This window comes from Pseudomonas sp. PA27(2017), from assembly GCF_001945445.1.
Classification (GTDB): domain Bacteria; phylum Pseudomonadota; class Gammaproteobacteria; order Pseudomonadales; family Pseudomonadaceae; genus Aquipseudomonas.
This window is the reverse complement of sequence record NZ_MSXW01000002.1, coordinates 89316-105828: the sequence shown is the minus strand read 5'-3', so window position 1 is coordinate 105828 and position 16513 is coordinate 89316. Positions and strand designations below refer to the sequence as shown.

Genomic DNA, 16513 nt, shown 5'->3' with positions numbered 1-16513 from the left:
CCGGGTTACGCCTGCGGCTAACCCGGGCTACAGGTCATCGAGGCTGCTCGCCTTCCTCGAGCTGCTGCACATCCCAGCCACCGCCGAGCGCGGCAATCAGTTGCACGCTGGCGGTCAGGCGACTGCCGAGCAGCGTCAGGGCGCTGCGCTCGTTGCTCAAGGCGGTGGCCTGCACGTTGACCACACTGTTGTAGTCCACGGTGCCGGCACGGTACTGGTTCTCGATCAAACGCAGCGACTCACGCGCCGCCTCCAGCGCCTGATCCTGCACCTCGGCTTCGCGACCCAGCACGCGTTGCTGAAGCAGGTAATCCTCGACTTCGCGGAAGCTGTCCAGCACGGCCTGCCGATACTGGGCGACGGTCTGGTCATAAGCCGCCTCGACTCGCTCGCTTTCGGCGCTGCGCCGGCCGCCATCGAACAGGGTCAGCGCCAACTGCGGGCCCACCGACCAGAAGCGGTTCGGCAGGTTGATCCAGTCGGCGAAGCTGCTGCCGCGGTAGCCACCTGTGGCAGACAGGGTCAGGTCAGGAAACCAGGCAGCCTTGGCCACACCGATTTCGGCGTTGGCGGCGATCACCCGGCGCTCGGCAGCCGCCACGTCGGGGCGACGTTCCAGCAGCTGCGAGGGCACGCTGGCCGGCACATCGGGCAAACCTGGCAGGGTTTCGCGGCGAGCGATGCTGACCTCGCTCGGCGGCACGCCGATCAGTACGGCGATGGCGTGTTCGAGTTGCGCGCGCTGCCACTGCAGGTCGATGGCCTGGGCTTCGGTGCTGCGCAGTTGGGTCAGCGCCTGGGCGACGTCGGAACGCGGCACGATGCCGGCGCGGTACTGGTTTTCGGTCAGGCGCAGCGAGCGTTGATAGGCCGCCACGGTGGCGTCGAGCAGGCGCTGCTGTTCATCCAGCACGCGCAATTGCAGATAGCTCTGCACCAGTTCGGACTGCAGGCTCAGGCGTACGGCTGCCAGGTCGGCGGCGCTGGCTTCGAACGCCGCACGGTTGGATTCCAGGCCGCGGCGCAGCTTGCCCCACACATCCAGCTCCCAGCTGGCGTTGAGGCTCAGGTCATAACTCTTGCTGATGCTCGACGAGTTGCCTCCGCCAATGGCAATGCCATCGGCCGTACGCAACGTGCTGTCGCCACCGCCCTGGCCGGCCCGGGTCATGCCGGCGCTGCTCGACAGGGTCGGGAAGAACGCCGCACGGCCGCTGCGCAGCAAGGCGCGGGCCTGGCGGTACTGGGCTTCCGAGGCCGCCAGGTTCTGGTTGGAAACATTGAGGCGACCGACCAGCGCATTGAGTTCGCCGTCGCCGTACAGCTCCCACCAGGCGCCACGTGCCAGGGCATCGGCCGGTACGGCGGCCTTCCAGCCGTCGGCCTGTTTGAAAGCCACTGGCGTATTGATCTCCGGGCGCTGGTAATCGGGGCCGATGGCACAACCGGCCAGGGCGATGCTGAGCGCCAGCAGACAGAGGGTTCGACGGGGAGCGACAGTCATAGGGGCGTTTCCAGAGCGGCATCGGTACGCACGCCACGCCAGCGGTTGACCCGGTGGCGCAGGCGGTCGAGATAGAGGTAGACCACCGGAGTGGTGTAAAGCGTGAGGATCTGGCTGAGAATCAGCCCGCCGACGATGGTGATACCCAGCGGCTGACGCATCTCCGAGCCCTCGGCGCTGCCGAGCATCAGCGGCAAGGCGCCGAGCAGCGCCGCCAGGGTGGTCATCATGATCGGCCGGAAGCGCAGCAGACAGGCGCGACGGATCGACTCGGCCGGGCTCAGGTGCTCGTGGCGCTCGAGCTGCAGGGCCAGGTCGATCATCAGAATGGCGTTCTTCTTCACCACCCCGATCAACAGGAACAATCCCAGCAGCGAGATCAGACTGAACTCGGTGTTGAGCAGCTGCAATGCCAGTAGCGCGCCGACCCCCGCCGACGGCAGCGTGGAGAGAATGGTCAGCGGGTGCACGTAGCTCTCGTAGAGCACGCCGAGCACGATATACACCACCACCAGCGACATCAGGATCATCCACGGCTGGTTGTCCTGGGTCTTCTGGAACGCGGCGCCGGTGCCGCCCAGGGTGCCCTGCACCTCGGTGGGCAGCGCGATGCGCGCCACGGCGCGGTCGATCGCACGGGTTGCCTGGTCGAGGCTGACGCCTTCGGCCAGGGAAAACCCGATGTTCTCCACGGCGAACTGGCCCTGGTGGCTGACGCGATCATCTTCCAGGCTGTTCTCCCAATGGGCGATGGCCGACAGCGGCACCCGTGCGCCATCGGCGGTGATCAGCTGGATTTGCCTGAGCGCTTCAGGGCTCTGGGCATAGCGCGGGTTGATCTCCATCACCACGCTGTACTGGTTGAGGCTGTCGTAGATGGTGGAGATCTGCCGCTGGCTGAAGGCGTTGTTGAGCACGCCGGTCACCAGGCTCATGTCCACGCCGAGGCGCTTGGCCTCGTCGCGGTCGACCACCAGGCGAATCTGCGGTGCGCCGCCGTCTTCGGTGGCATCGATGTCGGTCAGCTCAGGCAGCGCGCGCAGCGCTTCACGCACCTTGGGCAGCCATTCGCGCAGGGCATCCAGGTCACCGGACATCAGCATGTACTCGTTTTCCGAGCTGCGCCCCTGGCGGCCGCCGACCTGCAGATCCTGATCAGGCATCAGGAACATCCGCCCACCGGGAATCTTCGGCACTTCCTTGCGCAGGCGGTCGATCACCTGCTGGGCCGACATGTCACGTTCGGCGATCGGCTTGAGGCGCACGATGATGATGGCGTTGTTGATTCCGCTGCTGCCGCCGATGAAGCCCGCCACGCTTTCCACCGCCGGGTCGGCGAGGATCGCCCGGCGGTAGGCTTCCATCTTCGGCTGCATGACCTGGAACGACAGGCCGTTGTCACCGCGAATGAAGCCCATCAATTGGCCGGTATCCTGCTGCGGCATGAAGGTCTTGGGAACGATGACGAACAGGAACACGTTCAGGGCGATGGTGGCGAACAGACTGATCAGCATCAGCAGCGAGTGGCGCAGTGCCCAGTCCAGGCTACGTTCATAGCCGCGCACGATGCGTGCGCCAATACGCTCCAGGCGCCCTGGCTCACGGTCCTGCTCCTTGGGCTCGGGTTTGAGCCAGCGGGCGCAGAGCATCGGCGTGAGCGTCAGCGATACCAGCAGGGAAATGACGATGGCCACCGCCAGGGTGATGGAGAACTCGCGGAACAACCGCTCCACTAGCCCGCCCATGAACAGGATGGATAGAAACACCGCCACCAGCGAGACGTTCATCGACAGCAGCGTGAAGCCCACCTCGCGGGCGCCCTTGAAGGCGGCGGCCATCGGCGCTTCACCGGCCTCGATATGCCGCGAAATGTTCTCCAGCACGACGATGGCGTCGTCCACCACCAGGCCGGTGGCGATGATCAGCGCCATCAGTGACAGGTTGTTCAGCGAAAAGCCCAGGAGGTACATGGCGGCGAACGAGCCGACCAGCGATACCGGCACCGCCAGGGCGGGAATCAGCGCCGCACGCCAGCGGCGCAGAAAGGCGAACACCACCAGAATCACCAGGCCCACGGCGATCAGCAGTGTGTGCTCGGCCTCCTTGAGGGTCGCGCGGATCACCGGCGAGCGGTCCATGGCCACTTCCAGGTTGGCACTGGCGGGGATCACGCCACGCAGCTCGGGCAGCAACGCGCGGATGCCGGCGACGGTCTCGATGATATTCGCCCCGCTCTGCCGGTTCACCACCACCAGCACCGCCTGCTTGTCGTTGTAGAAGCCGCTGTTGTAGCGGTCCTGCACGCCATCGGTGACCTGGGCGACATCGCCCAGGCGAATCGCCGCGCCGTTCTGGTAGCGGATGATCATCGGCACGTAGTCGGCGGCGCGTTCCAGCTGGTCGCTGGCCTGTACCTGCCAATGACGCCCGGCATCCTCGACCGCGCCCTTGGGGCGCTTGGCGTTGGCGGCGGCGATGGTCGCGCGTACGTCGTCCAGCGCCAGGCCGTACTGATCAAGCAGACGCGGCTCCAGGGCCACGCGTACGGCCGGCAGCGAACTGCCGCCGATCTGCACTTCACCGACGCCGGTGACCTGGGACAGTTTCTGGCCGACGATGGTCGAGGCGACATCGTACAGCTGGCCTTTGTCGAGCACGCTGGAGGTCAGCGACAGCACCATGATCGGCGCCTGGGACGGGTTGATCTTGCGGTACGTCGGCATGCTGCGCATGCCACTGGGCAGCAGCTCGCGCGATGCGTTGATGGCCGCCTGCACCTCCCGCGCCGCGGCGTTGATGTCCCGGTCCAGATCGAACTCGATCATGATCCGCGTGCTGCCCTGGCTGCTGTTGCTGTTCATCTGGCTGACGCCGGCGATGGCACCCAGCGAGCGCTCCAGCGGCGTGGCCACGGTAGCGGCCATCACCTGGGGGCTGGCCCCGGGCAGGCTGGCCTGCACGGTGATCACCGGGAAATCCATGTTCGGCAATGGCGCCACTGGCAGCAGGCCGAAGCTGACGCCACCGAGCAGCATGATCGCCAGGCTCAGCAGCAGCGTGGCGACCGGGCGGCGGATGAAGGGTGCCGAAAGATTCATGCGCTCGGTACACCCGCCGCGCTGCGGCCACTGAAGCGCCGCGCCAGGCGGTCGAAGTACAGGTAGATCACCGGGGTGGTGAACAGCGTGAGGATCTGGCTGAGCAGCAGGCCACCGACCATCACCAGGCCCAGCGGTTGACGCAGCTCGGCGCCGGAGCCCGAGGCGAGCATCAGCGGAATGGCGCCGAACAAGGCTGCCAGGGTGGTCATCAGGATCGGTCGGAAGCGCAGCAGCGCAGCCTGGTAGATCGCGTCATGGGGCGTCATGCCCTGGTGGCGCTCGGCGTCGAGGGCGAAGTCGATCATCATGATGGCGTTCTTCTTGACGATGCCGATCAACAGGATGATGCCGATGATCGCGATCAGGCCCAGATCGTTGCCGGTCAGCAGCAGCGCCAGCAAGGCGCCGACGCCGGCCGACGGCAGGGTCGAGAGAATGGTGATCGGGTGGATGTAACTCTCGTAGAGCACGCCGAGCACGATGTACATGGTCACGATGGCGGCCAGGATCAGCAGCAGCGTCGACGACAGCGAGGCGCGGAACGCCTCGGCGGCACCCTGGAAATTGACCTGCACGCTGACCGGCATGTCGATTTCCTGCTGCACCCGCTCGATCACCGCCACCGCATCGCCCAGGGCTACGCCGGGGCTGAGGTTGAACGACAGCGTGGCCGCCGGGAACTGGCCGATGTGGTTGATCAACAGACTCGCCGCGCGCTCCTCGACCTGGGCCAGGGACGACAACGGGACCTGATCACCATCGGCGGTGGCGACGTGGATCTGGCGCAGCGCGGCCGGGCCGATGCTGCCGCCGTTGGCGCTCTCAAGCACCACGCGGTACTGGCTGGCCTGGGTGTAGATGGTGGATATCTGCCGCTGGCCGAAGGCGTCGTACAGCGCATCGTCGATGTTGGCCACGCTCACGCCCAGGCGCCCGGCCATGTCGCGGTCGATGTTCAGGTACACCTGCAGGCCGCGGCTTTGCAGATCGCTGGTCACGTCGCTGAGCTCGGGCTGCTGGCGCAGTGCCTCGACCAGCTTGTTCGACCAGGTTTCCAGCATCTCGGGGTCGGGGGACTCTACGCTGAACTGGAACTGGGTACGGCTGACCCGATCCTCGATGGAAAGATCCTGCACCGGCTGCAGGAACAGCTCGATACCCGGCAGTTTGGCGAGTTCCGGCCGCAGCCGCTCGATCACTTCGCTGGCGCTGACGTCGCGCTCGGCATGGGGTTTGAGGTTGATCAGCATGCGCCCGCTGTTCAGGGTCGGGTTGTCGCCGTCCACACCGATGTAGGACGACAGGCTGGCCACCGCCGGGTCCTTGAGAATCACGTCGGCCAGGCGTTGCTGGCGTTCGCTCATGGCGCTGAAGGAAATCGACTGCGGCGCCTCGGAAATGCCCTGGATCACCCCGGTGTCCTGCACCGGGAAAAAGCCCTTGGGCACCGCCAGGTACAGCACCACGGTCAGGGCCATGGTGCCGATGGCCACCAGCAGGGTCAGCGGCTGGTGCCGCAGCACCCAGCGCAGGCCAACCGAATAACGCTCGATCATGCCGTCGATGACGGCGCCGGCGCCCCGGTAAAAACGCCCCTGCTCGGATTCCGGCTCATGCCTGAGCAGGCGCGCGCACATCATCGGCGTGAGGGTCAGGGAAATCACCAGGGAAATCAGGATGGCCACCGCCAGAGTGATGGCGAACTCGCGGAACAGCCTTCCGACCACATCGGCCATGAACAGCAGCGGGATCAATACGGCGATCAGCGACAGGGTCAGTGACACCAGGGTGAAGCCGATCTGCCTGGCGCCCTTGAGCGCGGCGTTGAGCGGCGTCTCGCCGTCCTCCAGATGGCGGGCGATGTTCTCCAGCATGACGATGGCATCGTCGACCACGAAACCGGTGGCGATGGTCAGCGCCATCAGCGTCAGGTTGTTGACCGTGAAACCGGCCAGGTACATGACCCCAAAGGTACCAATCAGCGACAGCGGCACCACTACCGACGGAATCAGCGTGGCCGAGACCTTGCGCAGGAACAGGAAAGTCACCATCACCACCAGGGCGATGGCCAGCATCAGTTCGTGCTGTACGTCACGCACGGCGGCGCGAATGGTCTGGGTGCGGTCGGTGAGCACCGTCACCTCTACGCTGGCCGGCAGGCCCTGGGTGAGGTTGGGCAGCAGGGTCTGGATGCGGTCGACCACGTCGATGACGTTGGCGCCTGGTTGGCGCTGCACGTTGACCAGCACCGCGGTGTTCTGGTTGGCCCAGGCGGCCAGGCGCTGGTTCTCGGCGCCGTCGACGATATCCGCCACGTCCCGCAGGCGCAGCGCCGCGCCATTGGCGTAGGTGAGGATCAGGTCACGGTATTCGTCAGCCGAACGCAACTGGTCGTTGGCGTCGAGTTGAGCCACCCGCGTCGGGCCGTCGAAGTTACCCTTGGGCTGGTTGACGTTGCTGGCATTGATCAGCGTGCGCACGTCGGAGAGATTCAGCCCGTAGGCCGCCAGCGCCTCGGGATTGACGCGGATGCGCACGGCCGGGCGCTGACCGCCGGCCAGCGACACCAGGCCCACACCGGTGGTTTGCGCCAGCTTCTGGGCCAGGCGGGTGTCGACCAGGTCGTTGACCTGGGGCAGCGGCAGTTCCTTGGAGGTCACGGCCAAGGTCAGTACCGGCGTGTCCGCCGGGTTGACCTTGCTGTACACCGGCGGCGCCGGCAGGTCGTTGGGCAACAGGTTGGTGGCGCCATTGATCGCCGCCTGCACTTCCTGCTCGGCGACGTCCAGCTGCACTTCGAGGTTGAAGCGCAGGGTGATGACCGATGCACCACCGGAACTGGTCGACGACATCTGCTGCAGGCCGGCCATCTGCCCGAACTGGCGCTCCAGCGGCGCGGTCACGGCGCTGGTCATCACGTCGGGGCTGGCACCCGGATACAGGGTCATCACCCGGATGGTCGGATAATCCACTTCGGGCAGCGCCGACACCGGCAACAGCCGGTAGGCGATCACGCCACTGAGGAAGATCGCCAGCATGATCAGCGTGGTGGCGACCGGTCGCAGGATGAACAGGCGTGAGACGTTCATGAAGCGCTACGCACCCGCGGGGCGGTTTCCCCGGTGGCGGGCGGCTCGCTGGTGCCCTCGCCGATCACTTCGACTTTGTTGCCTTCGCGCAGGCGGTCAGTGCCCTCGACCACGACGCGTTCGTCAGCCGCGACGCCCTCCTCGATCACCGTGAACTCACCATCGCTGGGGCCAACCTTGACCGGTCGAACCCGCACTTTATCCTCGCCATCGATGACGTAAACGAAGGTGCCGCTGGCGCCGAACTGCAGGGCAGCCACGGGCACCAGCAAGGCATCGTCGCGCACCGAGACCTGCAGGCGGGTATTAACGAACTGGTTGGGGAACAGCATCTCGTCGGCGTTCTCGAAGCGCGCCTTGAGCTTGACCGTACCGGTGGCGGTGTCGATCTGGTTGTCCAGGCTCTCCAGCACGCCTTCGGCCAGCTGCTGCTTCTCGCTGCGATCCCAGGCCTGCACCACCAGCTTGCGGTCGCCACGGACCTGTTTCAGCACGCCGGGCAACTCGCCCTCGGGCAGGGTGAATACCACCGAGATCGGCAGCGTCTGGGTGATCACCACGATGGGGTCGGTATCGCCGGAAGCGACCAGGTTACCCAGATCGACCTGACGAATGCCCAAGCGGCCATCGATGGGCGCGCGCACCCTGGTGAAGTCCAGGTTCAGCTTGGCTTCGGCCACTGCAGCCTGGTTGTTCTGCAGCGTGCCGCGATACTGATTGACCAGCGCTTCCTGGGTATCCAGGGTCTGGCGGGCGATGGAGTCTTCCTTGAACAGGCCGCGATACAGCGCCAGATCCTTTTCGGCAGCGCGTAGCTGGGCCTGGTTCTCGGCCAGGGTGCCCTGGGCCTGCTGCAGGGCGATCTCGTAAGGGCGCGGGTCGATCTGCACCAGCACGTCACCGGCCTTGACCGGCTGGCCGTCCTTGAACAGTACCTTGGTCAACTGCCCGTCGACGCGAGCACGCACGTTGGCGGTGTTGTAGGCGGTGACCGTACCCAGCGCCTTGAGCACAATGGGGAAGTCGCGGGATTCGACCTGGGCGATGCGCACCGGCACGTTGTTGAAACCCCAGCCAGAATCGCCCTCGGGCTCGGCCTTGGTAGGCCAGAACCACCAGATCAGCACGATGATCAACGCCAGCAAGAGCAGACCGATGAACCATTGACGTTTGGAAGATGGGGTGCTGGACGTTGTGTTTACTTCGGACATGAGCCAATCGCTTCCTGTGAGGAGCGTGAACGATAAGCACTCCTAGGCATGAAGCAAAGCCTCTTTACCGGCTATTTACCTCCATGAGCGGTTTAAAGAGGAAAAACATTACGCCGTACGCCACGCACATCTCTATTTCGGGCATGCCAGGCGGCTGCGCATGTAGTGCCTGGTAATGATTGGGGCTTAGGGTCTGTTCACGATCTTTAAGCGCCTGAAGCGGCAACTACAAGGCAGAAGCGGCCACTCAAACCAACCTGTGGGAGCCCCGACCTCGGGGCGAAACGATTGCAGCCTGACTGCTTATCGGCGGTGCCTGACTAATTCGCCGCGAGGTCGCGACTCCCACAGTAGATCGGATAACGCCCCCTCCCCCCACTTAGCTGCCAAAATCGACGAACCTGGGCTCAAAGATCATGAACAGCTTCTCAGAGAGTCACCTGATGCTCGGCCTGCCCCTGGGCTGGCACGTCCACGGCGAACAGCTTGCCGGCATGGGGTTCGGCGGCGAGCTGGTCGTCTTCCAGGCCCTCGCGGGCGGAGGTGGCGAACAGCGTCGACAGGTCCGGCCCCGCGAATGCCGGGCAGGATATCTGCGAGGCGGGAAAGGCCACGGCCTGCACGAACTGACCGTGGGCGTCGTAGCAGGCGACTCGCGAAGCCCCCCACTGCGCGTTCCACAGCCGCCCCTGGCTGTCGACCACGGCGCCGTCGGGATTCAGGCCGGCCACGCGGCCATCGATGAACGGCTGCGCTTCGCCGCTCGGCCAGCCATGTTGCTCGTCCAGCGCCTGACGCCAGATACGCTGGCGTTCGGTATCGGCGAAGTAAGCGAAGCGTCGATCCGGCGAGAAACAGATGGCGTTGCTGATGGTGATGTCGGCGAACAGGCGGCGCAGCTCGCCCCGGTAATAGCGGTAGATGGCGCCCGCCTGGGGTTGGGCTTGCAGGCCCATGGTGCCGATCCAGAAACCGCCCCAGGGGTCGGCGCGGCCATCGTTGGAGCGAGTCAGCGGATTTTCCGCCTCCAGGGCGCAGATTCGCTCCCGAGCACCGCTGCGCAGATCGAAGATCGACAGCGCGGTTTCACTGGCCATCAGCAGGCGATCTTCGTCGATCCAGCCGGCAGCGGACGCGCGCTCTTCCAGCGACCATTCCAGCGGCTGGCCGTCGCGCTGGCTGAGCAGGCGGCGGCCAAGAATGTCGAACCAGAACAGCTGCTCACGCCGCGGGTGCCAGAATACGCCCTCGCCCAAGGTGCAGGCCCGGGAATCGGCGATGCGGGCGGTGGTGCTGCCGAGGGGATGTGCAGCCATGTCTAGGAATCTCCGCTGATGTGCTGATGGGCAGCCGCCAGACCGGCCAGGGTAACCTGCTCGGCACCCAGGGTTTGCGCGGCGATGCTCAGAGTCGCCAGGGCATGACGATAACGCTCCGCCGCCTCGCCATCACCGATTACACAGACCGGCAGGGCCTGCCAATGTTCAGGCAAACCGGCCAGCTCCTGGCCGATCAGCAGCCCGGACAGGCGCGAGCGCGCCGCAGCGGGCGCCAGGCCTTCGAGCAGGCTTTCGGCACGCAGGCCGAACAGTGCGCCGAGCAGCGGGCGCTCGGCAGCGGCGCGCAGACCGGCGTCGAACGCCGGCAGGTCCAGGTGATGATCGCCCTGCATGCCATGGCGCAGCACCGATTGGCCGCTGAGCAGCGCGAACAGCTCGCCGGTCATGAAGGTCTGGAAGCCGAGCACCTGGCCGCCGCGCACTTCGGCCCACTTGCTGTGGGTGCCGGGCAGGCACACCAAGCCGTGATAGTCCGGCCATTCGGCCAGCAGGCCAGCGATCTGGGTCTCTTCACCGCGCATTACGTCCGCCGGCGAACGCTGGCACAACCCGGGGATGATCGACACGCGCAGGCGTGCATCGCTCACCTCGGGCCTGATCACTCGCGCCATCGCCTGAGGCGCGCAGGGCACCTCGGCATAGGGTGCTTCGCGCCAGCCCTGGCGCGCGCCGACCATGCCGCAGGCGACCACCTCGGTGACGCGATCAGCAGTCAGCCAGCCGTCGATCAGCTCGAGCAACGCCGCCTCGAACTGATCCACCGCCAGGCTGCCCATGCCGCGCGTCGAGGCGGCGCGATGCAGCACCTCACCATTGACGGCCAGCGCCCAGGCGCGCAACTGCGTGGTGCCCCAGTCGACGGCGATCCAGCTGACCTCGCTCATGTGCGCCGCCCTCTCCCGCTCAATGACTGTCTTTGGGAATGCCGGCACCGCGGCAGCCCTTGAGGAAGTCGAAGTCCGCGCCACTGTCGGCGCCCTGCACATGATCGTGGAACAGCTTGATGTAGCCGCTGGTCGGTGCCTCGACGGTGGGCTGCCACTCGGCCAGGCGCTGGCGCAGCTCTTCATCGGGGATGTCGAGATGGATGCGCCGTGCTTCCACGTCGAGTTCGATCATGTCGCCATCGCGCACCACCGCCAGCGGGCCACCTGCCGCCGCTTCCGGCGTGGTGTGCAGCACCACGGTGCCGTAGGCGGTGCCGGACATGCGCGCATCGGAAATGCGCACCATGTCGGTGATGCCCTTGCGCAGCACCTTGGGCGGCAGGCCCATGTTGCCCACCTCGGCCATGCCCGGATAACCCCGCGGGCCGCAGTTCTTCAGGACCATGACGCAGTGTTCGTCGATATCCAGATTTTCATCGTTGATCTTCGCCTTGTAGTCGTCGATATCCTCGAAAACCACGGCGCGGCCACGGTGCTGCATCAGGTGCGGTGAAGCGGCGGACGGCTTGAGCACCGCGCCACGCGGCGCCAGGTTGCCACGCAGCACAGCGATGCCGCCCTTGGCGGTGAGGGCCTTGTCCACCGGGCGGATGACGTCTTCGTTCCAGTTGCGAACGCCCTTGACCTCCTCCCAAATGGTTTCCCCGGAAACCGTCAGCGCGCCCTTGTGCAGCTTGCCGCCCTCGCCGAGCATGCGGATCACCACCGGCAGGCCGCCGGCGTAGAAGAACTCTTCCATCAGGTACTTGCCCGACGGCATCAGGTTGACGATGGTCGGGATGTCCTGGCCCAGGCGATCCCAGTCGTCCAGGGTCAGGTCGACGCCGACGCGCCCGGCGATGGCCAGCAGATGGATCACCGCATTGGTCGAACCGCCGATGCTGCCGTTGACACGAATGGCGTTCTCGAAGGCCTGGCGGGTCATGATGTCGGAGGGTTTCAGGTCGTCCTTGACCATCTGCACGATACGCCGTCCGGTCAGGTGAGCGACCACCCGGCGACGGCTGTCCACGGCCGGAATCGCCGCATTGCCGGACAGCGCCATACCCAGCGCCTCGGCCATGCTGGCCATGGTGCTGGCGGTGCCCATGGTGTTGCAGGAGCCCGGCGAGCGCGACATCGACTGCTCGGCCTCGAGAAAATCCTCGCGGCTCATCTTGCCGGCCTTGATGTCTTCGGACATCTGCCACAGCGCGGTGCCCGAGCCCACCCGCTCACCGCGGAACCAGCCGTTGAGCATCGGCCCGCCGGACACCACGATGGCCGGAATGTCGACGCTGGCCGCGCCCATCAGCAGTGCCGGCGTGGTCTTGTCGCAACCGGCGAGCAACACCACGCCGTCCAGCGGGTTGGCACGCAATGCCTCTTCGACGTCCATCGCCGCCATGTTGCGGTACATCATCGCCGTCGGGCGCAGGGAGCTTTCCCCGGCGGAGAACACAGGAAACTCCAGCGGCAGGCCGCCGGCCTCGTAGATACCATGTTTGACCCGCTCGGCCAGGTCGCGCAGGTGCGCGTTGCAAGGCGTGAGCTGCGACCAGGTGTTGCAAATGCCGATCACCGGGCGACCATCGAACAAGTCTGCTGGCAGGCCCTGGTTCTTCATCCAGCTGCGGTGGTAGATGTGATCCCGCGAGTTGCCGCCGAACCATTCGGTGGAACGCAGCTTGCGCGGCCAGACCGCCGGTTTGAAGGTGCTCATACCCAACCTCCGTCAACGATGAAATTCTGTGCGGTGCACATCGCCGCCGCATCGGATGCCAGAAACAGCGCCATGTCGGCGATGTGCTCGGGCAACAACTGGCCGGGCATGCACTGGTTCTGGCGAATCTGTTCCTTGGCCGTTTCGTCGACCCACATGGCCAACTGCTTCTCGGTCATCACCCAACCGGGCACCAGGGTGTTGACGCGAATCCGCTCCTTGCCCAGATCCCGCGCCAGGCCACGGGTCAGGCCATGGGTGGCGGCTTTGCTGGCGGCATATACCGGGTAGCCGGCCGAGGCCATCATCCAGCCCACGGAGCCGAAATTGATGATCGAGCCGCCGCCGGCCTGGCGCATCATTGGCACCACCGCCTGGGTGGCGAAGGTGGCGTGGCGCAGGTTGACGGCGATCAGGTCGTCGAAGCGCTCGGTGCTGATCGAATCAAGCGCATGGCGCACGTCGTTGGCGGCGTTGTTGAGCAACGTGGTGATCGGCCCGAACTGCTCGGCAACCTTGTGTATGGCGGCCTGGTAGGCCTTCACATCGGTGATGTCGCAACGCAGGAAAAGCACCTGGTGCCCTGCTTCCGTCAGCTCACTGGCCAACGCCTTGCCGTGTTTGTCGTCGATATCGACGAAGGCGGTGCGCGCCCCCTGCTTGGCAAACGCCGTGACCAGCGCGCGACCGATACCGGTGGCGCCACCGGAAATCAGCACGGTGCGCCCGGCCAGGTCGGCGTACACCGCCTTGCCTGATGGTTGATTTTGGCTACTCATGGCCTGTTACCTCGTGTTCATCCCGCGGCGCACAGCTTCGTGCCTGGCGCCCGCGGTACTGCGAAAATAGGTGGGTGACGCCTCAGCGTCGCTCAACGGGACTTGCTCTTATTGACGACATCGAAGATCACCGCGGCCAGCAGCACCAGGCCCTTGATCACCTGCTGCCATTCGATGCCGATGCCGAGGATCGACATGCCGTTGTTCATCACCCCCATGATCAGGGCGCCGATCACCGCGCCGATGATCTTGCCGACGCCGCCGGACATCGACGCACCGCCGATGAATACCGCGGCGATCACGTCCAGCTCGAACGACACGCCAGCCTTGGGTGTGGCGGTGTTGAGCCGCGCAGCGAAAATCAAACCGGCCAGAGCGGCGAGCATGCCCATGTTGACGAAGGCGAAGAAGGTCAGCCGCTCGGTGTTGATGCCCGACAGCTTGGCCGCCTTGACGTTGCCGCCAATGGCGTAGATGCGCCGGCCCAGCGTGGTGCGGTTGGTCAGGAAGGTGTAGGCGCTGATCAGCATGGCCATGATGATCAGTACGTTGGGCAGGCCGCGGTAGGTGGCCAACAGATAGGCGATGTAGACGATGGCGCCGGCGATCAGCAGGTTCTTGACCGTGAAGAACAAGCCCGGCTCGTCGACGATGCCGTAGCGCTTGGCGCGGCGACGGGCGCGCAGCGCCAGGTAGATGATCATCGCCGCGGCGAACACGCCGAGCACGATGGCGGTCACGTTGGGTCGCTTGACCCCGAAGATGTCCGGGATGAAACCGTTGCTCATCAGTTGGAAGCTGCTGGAGAACGGGCCGATCGACTGGCCGTCGAGCACTGCCAGGGTCAAGCCGCGGAATACCAACATCCCGGCCAGGGTGACGATGAACGAGGGGATCTGCCAGTAGGCGATCCAGTAGCCCTGGGCCGCACCGATCAGGCAACCCATCAGCAGGCATACCGGCACCACCAGTGAGGTCGACCAGCCCCACTGCACCATCATCACCGCCGCCGCAGCGCCGACGAAGCCGACCACCGAGCCTACCGACAGGTCGATGTGCCCGGAGACGATCACCAGCAGCATGCCTAGGGCCATGATGATGATGTAGCTGTTCTGCAGCAGCAGGTTGGTGAGGTTGACCGGGCGCATCAGCGTGCCGTCGGTGAGCACCTCGAACAGCGCCATGATGACCACCAGGGTCAGCAGCATGCCGTAGTCGCGGATGTGGCTCTTCATGTGACCCAGCAGCGAAGGTCGCGCCACCTGCTGGGTTTGGGCGGATTGGTTGTTGGTATCCATTGCGTTGTCCTCGCTCACGCCTTGACGATCATCGACATGATCTTTTCCTGGCTCGCCTCTTCACGCGCCAGTTCGCCCAGGAAGGCGCCTTCGTTCATTACGTAGATGCGGTCGCACATGCCCAGCAGCTCGGGCATTTCCGACGAGATGATGATCACGCCCTTGCCGTCGGCAGCGAGCCCGTTGATCAGGCTGTAGATCTCGAACTTGGCACCGACGTCGATGCCGCGGGTGGGCTCGTCGAGAATCAGCACCTCGGGTTTGGCGAACAGCCATTTGCTGAGCACCACTTTCTGCTGGTTGCCGCCGGACAGGTTGAGCACCTTCTGGAACACACCCGGCGTACGGATGTGCAGCGCCTCGCGATACTGCTCGGCGATGCGCCGCTCCTCGTGCTCGTCGATCACCCCGTGACTGGACACGCCCGGCAGGTTGGCCAGGGTGGTGTTGCACAGGATGCTTTCATCGAGCACCAGGCCCAGGGCCTTGCGATCTTCGGTGACGTAGGCGATGCCGTTGTCCACGGCGCGGCGCACGGTGGATACGTCGATCGGCTGGCCGCGCAGGTGTACGGAGCCGGAAATGTTGCGCCCGTAGCTCTTGCCGAAAACGCTCATGGCCAATTCGGTGCGCCCTGCCCCCATCAGGCCGGCGATGCCGACCACTTCGCCGGCTGCCACGCTGAGGTTGACGTTGCGGATCATCTGCCGCGAGGTCGACTCCGGGTGCCAGACGTTCCAGTCGCGGATCTCCAGCAGCGTCTCGCCGATCTGCGGCGTGCGATCCGGGTAGCGGTTCTCCATGTCGCGACCGACCATGCCGCGGATGATGGTTTCCTCGCTGACCGCCTCGGCATGGCAATCCATGCTGCTCACCGAAGCGCCATCGCGCAGCACCGTGATGCTGTCGGCGACGCGGCTGACTTCGTTGAGCTTGTGGGAAATCAAAATCGAGGAAATGCCCTGGGCGCGGAACTCCAGCAGCAGGTCGAGCAGCTTCTGGCTGTCGTTTTCCTGCAGCGCCGCGGTAGGCTCGTCGAGGATCAATAGCTTGACGTCCTTGGCCAGCGCTTTGGCGATTTCCACCAGCTGCTGCTTGCCGACGCCGAGCTTTTCGACTGGTGTGGTGGCCACCTCGTCGAGGCCGACCTTGCGCAGCAACGTCTCGGTGCGCCGGTACACTTCCGGCCAGTCGATCACCCCGTTGCTGGCGATCTCGTTGCCGAGAAACAGGTTCTCGGCGATGGACAGCAGCGGCACCAGCGCCAGCTCCTGGTGAATGATGATGATGCCTTCGCGCTCGCTGTCGCGAATGCCGCCGAAGGCCAGCGGCTTGCCTTCGTAGACGATCTCGCCGTCGTAGCTGCCGTGCGGGTAGACGCCGCTGAGCACCTTCATCAGGGTCGATTTGCCGGCGCCATTCTCGCCGCACAGGGCGTGGATCTCGCCACGGCGCACCTTCAGGTTGACGTCGTTGAGCGCCTTCACGCCCGGGAACGTCTTGGTGATGCCGCGCATTTCCAAAATGATGTCTTGCTGCATG

10 protein-coding genes are annotated in these 16513 nt (G+C 65.2%); all 10 read right to left on the bottom strand.

Annotated elements, in window-relative coordinates; translation table 11 throughout:
- Window positions 1-34: 34 nt before the first annotated feature.
- The 10 genes from BVH06_RS00525 to mmsA all read right to left on the bottom strand — a co-directional run bounded on the left by BVH06_RS00525 (window position 35) and on the right by mmsA (window position 16512).
- Complete coding sequence (locus BVH06_RS00525) at window positions 35-1504, bottom strand: efflux transporter outer membrane subunit (protein WP_075932832.1); 1470 nt, start codon at window positions 1502-1504, stop codon at window positions 35-37.
- Window positions 1501-4602: an efflux RND transporter permease subunit gene (locus BVH06_RS00520; protein WP_075932831.1), complete on the bottom strand. Its 3102-nt coding sequence runs from the start codon at window positions 4600-4602 to the stop codon at window positions 1501-1503. The genes BVH06_RS00525 and BVH06_RS00520 overlap by 4 nt, the downstream gene beginning before the upstream one ends.
- Window positions 4599-7694, bottom strand: coding sequence for an MdtB/MuxB family multidrug efflux RND transporter permease subunit (locus tag BVH06_RS00515; RefSeq protein WP_075932830.1), 3096 nt, complete (start codon window positions 7692-7694; stop codon window positions 4599-4601). Before BVH06_RS00515 ends, BVH06_RS00520 begins: the two co-directional genes overlap by 4 nt.
- Complete coding sequence (locus BVH06_RS00510) at window positions 7691-8905, bottom strand: MdtA/MuxA family multidrug efflux RND transporter periplasmic adaptor subunit (protein ID WP_075932829.1); 1215 nt, start codon at window positions 8903-8905, stop codon at window positions 7691-7693. The genes BVH06_RS00515 and BVH06_RS00510 overlap by 4 nt, the downstream gene beginning before the upstream one ends.
- 428 nt (window positions 8906-9333) lie before the next feature.
- Entirely contained in the window at window positions 9334-10221 is an 888-nt protein-coding gene (locus tag BVH06_RS00505; RefSeq protein WP_075932828.1) for an SMP-30/gluconolactonase/LRE family protein, read from the bottom strand.
- A gap of 2 nt (window positions 10222-10223) precedes the next feature.
- Window positions 10224-11129, bottom strand: coding sequence for a 2-dehydro-3-deoxygalactonokinase (locus tag BVH06_RS00500; protein ID WP_075932827.1), 906 nt, complete (start codon window positions 11127-11129; stop codon window positions 10224-10226).
- Window positions 11130-11148: 19 nt separating this feature from the next.
- Window positions 11149-12894, bottom strand: coding sequence for an L-arabinonate dehydratase (araD, locus tag BVH06_RS00495; protein WP_075930095.1), 1746 nt, complete (start codon window positions 12892-12894; stop codon window positions 11149-11151).
- A complete protein-coding gene (locus BVH06_RS00490; protein ID WP_075932826.1) occupies window positions 12891-13673 on the bottom strand; it encodes an SDR family NAD(P)-dependent oxidoreductase in 783 nt (260 codons plus the stop codon). The genes araD and BVH06_RS00490 overlap by 4 nt, the downstream gene beginning before the upstream one ends.
- 92 nt (window positions 13674-13765) lie before the next feature.
- Window positions 13766-14971, bottom strand: coding sequence for a multiple monosaccharide ABC transporter permease (gene mmsB, locus BVH06_RS00485; protein WP_075932825.1), 1206 nt, complete (start codon window positions 14969-14971; stop codon window positions 13766-13768).
- Between the two features lie 14 nt (window positions 14972-14985).
- The gene (mmsA, locus tag BVH06_RS00480; RefSeq protein ID WP_075930092.1) at window positions 14986-16512 is read right to left on the bottom strand and encodes a multiple monosaccharide ABC transporter ATP-binding protein; all 1527 of its coding nucleotides are present in this window, start codon (window positions 16510-16512) and stop codon (window positions 14986-14988) included.
- Window position 16513 lies beyond the last annotated feature (1 nt).

Coding starts and splice junctions, on each gene's coding strand:
- mmsB (WP_075932825.1), bottom strand. CDS start 14,971: ATGGATACCAACAACCAATCCGCCCAAACCCAGCAGGTGGCGCGACCT.
- BVH06_RS00510 (WP_075932829.1), bottom strand. CDS start 8,905: ATGTCCGAAGTAAACACAACGTCCAGCACCCCATCTTCCAAACGTCAA.
- BVH06_RS00490 (WP_075932826.1), bottom strand. CDS start 13,673: ATGAGTAGCCAAAATCAACCATCAGGCAAGGCGGTGTACGCCGACCTG.
- BVH06_RS00505 (WP_075932828.1), bottom strand. CDS start 10,221: ATGGCTGCACATCCCCTCGGCAGCACCACCGCCCGCATCGCCGATTCC.
- BVH06_RS00525 (WP_075932832.1), bottom strand. CDS start 1,504: ATGACTGTCGCTCCCCGTCGAACCCTCTGTCTGCTGGCGCTCAGCATC.
- araD (WP_075930095.1), bottom strand. CDS start 12,894: ATGAGCACCTTCAAACCGGCGGTCTGGCCGCGCAAGCTGCGTTCCACC.
- BVH06_RS00500 (WP_075932827.1), bottom strand. CDS start 11,129: ATGAGCGAGGTCAGCTGGATCGCCGTCGACTGGGGCACCACGCAGTTG.
- BVH06_RS00520 (WP_075932831.1), bottom strand. CDS start 4,602: ATGAATCTTTCGGCACCCTTCATCCGCCGCCCGGTCGCCACGCTGCTG.
- mmsA (WP_075930092.1), bottom strand. CDS start 16,512: ATGCAGCAAGACATCATTTTGGAAATGCGCGGCATCACCAAGACGTTC.
- BVH06_RS00515 (WP_075932830.1), bottom strand. CDS start 7,694: ATGAACGTCTCACGCCTGTTCATCCTGCGACCGGTCGCCACCACGCTG.